The sequence below is a fragment of the Streptomyces sp. HSW2009 genome (assembly GCF_040240285.1).
Lineage (GTDB): Bacteria > Actinomycetota > Actinomycetes > Streptomycetales > Streptomycetaceae > Streptomyces.
On the sequence record NZ_JBEHZD010000561.1, the window covers coordinates 1 to 4,792 of the forward strand.

The window sequence follows — 4,792 nt, forward strand, 5'->3', positions numbered from 1 at the left end:
CACACCGCTTCTATTTTAACACCCGGCACAACTCAAAACCCCTATCTATTTCGACTGGTGGGGACGGTGATGTGAACTCGTCCGAGGTCGGGGCGCGCATGCTGGTGTGGGTGTCGCGGCTGGAGTCGGTGACGCGGCCGGGCACCAGCGGGACCGCGCCGCGCCGGCGTGGTTCGCCCGCCTGGTCGTGGCCCGGCGCGCCCGGCGCGGGCTGGGCGCCGTCCTCGTACCCGCCGTAGCCGCTCTCGTACCCCTCGGGTTCGTCGCCCGGCTCGTCGATGTCCAGCGGCGGCATGCCGACCAGCCCCGGCAGCAGTTCGCGCAGTCGGGCGGCGAGTTCGGCGGCGCGCAGCCGGGAGGCCGGGGCCTTGGCCAGGCACTGCACCATGAGCTGCCAGAGCTCGTCGGGGATGCCGGGCAGCGGGGCGACGGTCTCGGTGACGTGGCGCCGCAGCACCGCGCCGGGGTGGCCGCCGCCGAACGGGGTGAAGCCGGCCAGCAGTTCGTACAACACGGTGGTCAGCGCGTACACGTCCACGCTGGCGCGCGGCGGCAGGCCCTCGATGATCTCCGGGGCGAGGTAGTCGGGGGTGCCGATGACGCTGTGGCTCGACGGTGTGCGGGCGCCGTCCTTCGCGCGGTGCCGGCCCGGCGAGTCGACCAGCCGGGCCACCCCGAAGTCGGTGAGCAGCGCGGGGTGGGCGCCGCCGGGGCCGAGCGGGCCCTGCATGTCGAGCAGCACGTTCTCGGGCTTGACGTCGCGGTGCACGATCTGGGCGGCGTGCGCGGCGGCGAGCCCGTCGGCGACGTCCGCGGTGATCGCGACGGCGGCGGCGGGCGCGAGGCGGCGCTCGTGGGCGAGCCGGGTGCGCAGGTCGGTGCCCCGGATCAGGTCCATGACCAGGGCGAGGTCGTTGCCGTCGACGACGAGGTCGTGCACGCCCACGACGTGCGGGTGGTCCAGGCTCAGCAGGGCGGCGCGCTCGTGCACGAAGCGGGCGACGAGTTCCTGGTCGGCGGCGAGTTCCTCGCGCAGCAGCTTGATGGCGACCGGCCCCTCGGGCCCCTCGCCCAGCCACACCGTGCCGACGCTGCCACGCCCCAGGACCTGGCCTGCGGTGTACCGGCTACCGATCTTCCGTGCCAAGACTGCTCCGACTCGTCGTCTGAGGGTGTTCAACGGTTCGGCGGTTCAACGAGGGTGCGGGCCGACCGGTTCGGGGCGAGCCGGTCGAACCTGCTGACCGGCTCGCACCCGGTCCACGAGGTCAACGCCGTACGCGGGGTTGCCCGCGCGCCCCGGCACCCATCGCCCGGGGTCAGCGACCAAGCTACGCGGCCCCTGGCCTGTTCTGGGGCCCCGAGCGGGCAATCTGACCACTAGGTGGCGATTTGCACCGCAACCGTGTCGACAAATCGCCACGGTCACGGTCGGGCATGGTGTATGTGCCCCCGTGCGCCCGAACCGTACGGGTTCGGCGCCCGGCGCTCCCGGGACGGTCGGAGCCGCTCGGCCCCGGCCGCCGTCCCGGAACGCGCCGTCGGTCAGCTCGGTCCGCCGAGGTCCGAGATCCAGTCCTTGACCTCGACCACCCAGTCCTTGGTCGCCGTCCAGAAGCTCTTGCCGTCGGCGACCCAGTCCTGAAGCGGCGTCAACTCCCAGACCAGCCAGGCGCCGACCACCAGGATGATGATCACGAGCAGGCAGCCCTTGAGGCAGCCCAGGCCCGGAATCCGGGTCGGGTTGGCGCTGCGCTGCCGCGGCTCGCGGCGCGGCGCCGCCGGCTCGGGCGCGGGCGGCGGGGGCGCGTACCGCTGCGGCTGGGGCTGCGGCGGGTGCGGCTGCTGTTGCGGTTGGTGCTGCTGGGGCGGCGGCTGGCGGCGGCGTTGCTGCTGGGGCCGCTGCGGCTGTTGCGGCGGGTACGGGGCGGGGGCCGGGCCGCGCTGCTGTTGCTGGGGCGGATAGGGCTGCTGCCCGTACTGCTGTTGCTGCTGGTGCGGCGGCTGCTGCTGGGGGCCCGGGCGGCGCTGCGGACGGCGGCGCAGCGGGTCCTGGCTCGGGTCCAGGTACTGCACCTGTGTCTGGTCGTTGCGGTCGCGGGCCGCGCGCATCTGGTTCTGCCACGGGTGGTCCCCGTCGGGCTGCTGACCCTGCGGGCCGGGGGGCACAGGCGGCATCGCACGGGTGGCCCCGTCGGCGCCCACCGGGCCAGGGCCCGCGGGCAGCACCTGGGTCGGGTCGGCGCCGGGGGCGCCGGTCGCGGGGAGCACGCTGGTGGCCGCGGCCGGGTCGAAGCCGGCCGAGCCCGTGGGCAGCACCTGGGTGGGGTCCGCGTCGCCGCCGGGCACCGGCGCCGGGCTCGGGTCGGGGGCGAGCAGGGCGGCGACGCCGAGCGCCGCCTCGGTCTGCTCGACGGTGGAGTGCACGCCGACGCCGGCGGCGACCGTACGCAGCGCCCGGGCCAGGTTCTCCGCGCTCGGCCGCTCCTCGGGCCGCTTGCGCAGGCAGCGCTCTATGCAGATCCACAGCGGCTCGGGCACCGTGGTGGGCCGGCGCGGCTCCTCGCTCAGGTGCCGGTGCAGCACCTCAAGGGCGGTGTTGCCGGCGAACGGGGGGCGCCCGGTGACCAGTTCGTACAGCAGGATGCCCGCGCCGTAGATGTCCACGGCGGAGGTCTGCGGCCGGCCCTCGGCGGATTCGGGAGCGACGTAGGCCGGGGTGCCGACGAACTCGTGGGTGCGGGTGAGGCCCGGCGAGTCGGCCAGGCGCGCGATGCCGAAGTCGGTGAGCATCGGGTGCATCTCGCCGTCCTGGGCGGTGGCGACCAGGACGTTGGCGGGCTTGAGGTCGCGGTGGACGACGCCGTCGGCGTGGCTGGCCGCGAGCGCGTCGGCGATCTGCGCGGTCAGCAGGGCGGCGGCCACCGGAGTGAAGGGGCCGTTGCTGCGCAGGTAGCCGTGCAGGTCGGGCCCGTCGACCAGGTCCATCACCAGCGCCAGCAGATCGCCTTCGACGACCAGGTCGCGGGTGCGGACGATGTTGGGGTGGGTGAGCCGCAGCAGGACCGAGCGCTCACGCAGGAAGCGCATGACGATCTCGGGGTCGTGCGCAAGCTCCTCCTTGAGGACCTTGATCGCGACGGTCTCCCCCGGCTGCCCGGCCACGGCGGCCTCGGCCCCCGCCGCCTCGCGCTGGCGGGCGCGCCAGACGGTGCCCGTGGCTCCGCGCCCGAGCGGCTCCTCTAGCAGGTACTTACTGCCTACCGGCCGCACGTCATGCGCTCCCTGATCGTGGTCAAACCTGATCGTGATCTCGTCCAAGCTCCGGCCCGTACGAGGCCCGTTCCACGGCCGCCGCCCAGGCCACTGACCCCGGGTGCGCAAACCGCTGGCCCACTCTAATGCCGCCGCCCCCGCCGCGGCCGAGCCGCGGGCGGCAGGAAGAGGCACGGGGCCCAGGGAAAGACGTACGAAGTGGCCGGATGGTTGCCATGGCGGGACGGGGTGGGGGACGGCGGGGGCGATGGGCGCCTCGGGGTGCGGGGTGACGTCGGGGCGTTTCCGTGCCGCCGGGGCACCGGTCCGGAGTCGTACGAGGTCGGTGCGGAGCCGTCCGGTGCCGGTACGGGGCCGGGCCCCGGCCGTTCGAAGGGCGGGGCGGCGGCGGGTCCGGGCGCGATGCGGACGGGTTCGGGGCGGGCGGCGGCGAGGGGAGGGATCGGGAGGGAACGGGGCGTCCGTGGCGCTTCGGACGGGGCGGCGGCGAGCCGCGACCGATGTGTTCCGGCCAGCCGCACGTGCAGACCGCGGACCGGCGGACCGGGTGGCCCCGCGGGCCGCGGCAGGTGGTCCGGGCCGTCGCCGCGGCGCGGACGGCGTCGCGGTCGCGGGCCGCCGGGGCGCTCGTACGCAGGCAGTTTGAGCCAACTCGGCGGCCGTTCAAGATCACGTAATGGCACTCGCCAGGCACGTTGTCAGTCCCGGATGCGAGGATGCACGCAGCACATGGGGTACGGGTGGAGGGGGCCCGTGATGTGTGTCCTGTACGTGCCGACGCGCCTGGGGGCGGTGGGGGGGAACAGCCCTTCCACCGGGCATCCGGGGCAGAAGGGACCGCTGGCGGCGATGCAGATCCGGCTGACCGTCCTCGGGCCGCGCAGCGGCCCTCCCGGCCATCAGGCACCCGCCTGCGACGTCCTCGTGACGGCGCCCGTCGGCACCGCCCTGGCGTCGGTGACCAGTGGCCTGGCCACCGCGGTCGCGGCGGTCGGCGCCGACCTCGGCAACGGCCCGGTGGTGGTGTATGTGGGCGCCGAGCGGCTGGACGCGCGGCGCTGCGCGCTCGGCGAGCCGCCGCTGGTGGACGGCGCAGTGGTGGCCCTCCAGGCACCGGCGGCCCCCGATGAGCAGCCGCACCCCTATCCCGCCCTGTGCTCGGACGCGCCCGCGCGGCTGCACGTGGTCGCCGGGCCGGACGCCGGCGGCGTGCACCTGCTGCACGGCGGGCAGGCCATGATCGGCCGCTCGGGCAACGCCGACGTACCGCTGGACGACCCGGACGTCTCGCGGGCGCACTGCGCGGTCACGGTCTCCGACGACGGCCAGGTGAGCGTGGTCGACCTGGGCTCGACGAACGGCACGGAGCTCGACGGCGCCCCGGTCACCGCGGTGCCCGTCCCGCTCCCGCCCGGCGCGCTGCTGCGCATCGGGGAATCCGCGCTGCGCCTGCACGCCCCGTTGCGCGGGCTCGCGCCGGGCGGGCCCGGTGGGGACGGCGCGGGGGCGACGTCGG

At 75.3% G+C, this 4,792-nt stretch carries 3 protein-coding genes; 1 reads left to right on the forward strand and 2 read right to left on the reverse strand.

Annotated elements, in window-relative coordinates:
- Nucleotides 1–10: 10 nt before the first annotated feature.
- Together AAHZ94_RS28555 and AAHZ94_RS28560 are read right to left on the reverse strand one after the other, a co-directional pair.
- Complete coding sequence (locus tag AAHZ94_RS28555) at nucleotides 11–1,147, reverse strand: serine/threonine-protein kinase (RefSeq protein ID WP_349996469.1); 1,137 nt, start codon at nucleotides 1,145–1,147, stop codon at nucleotides 11–13.
- Nucleotides 1,148–1,545: 398 nt separating this feature from the next.
- Nucleotides 1,546–3,273, reverse strand: a complete 1,728-nt coding sequence (locus AAHZ94_RS28560; protein WP_349996472.1) for a serine/threonine-protein kinase — start codon at nucleotides 3,271–3,273, stop codon at nucleotides 1,546–1,548.
- A gap of 852 nt (nucleotides 3,274–4,125) precedes the next feature.
- Between AAHZ94_RS28560 and AAHZ94_RS28565 the strand changes: the two genes are divergently transcribed.
- The coding region (locus tag AAHZ94_RS28565) for an FHA domain-containing protein (protein ID WP_349996470.1) at nucleotides 4,126–4,792 on the forward strand (667 nt) is incomplete at its 3' end.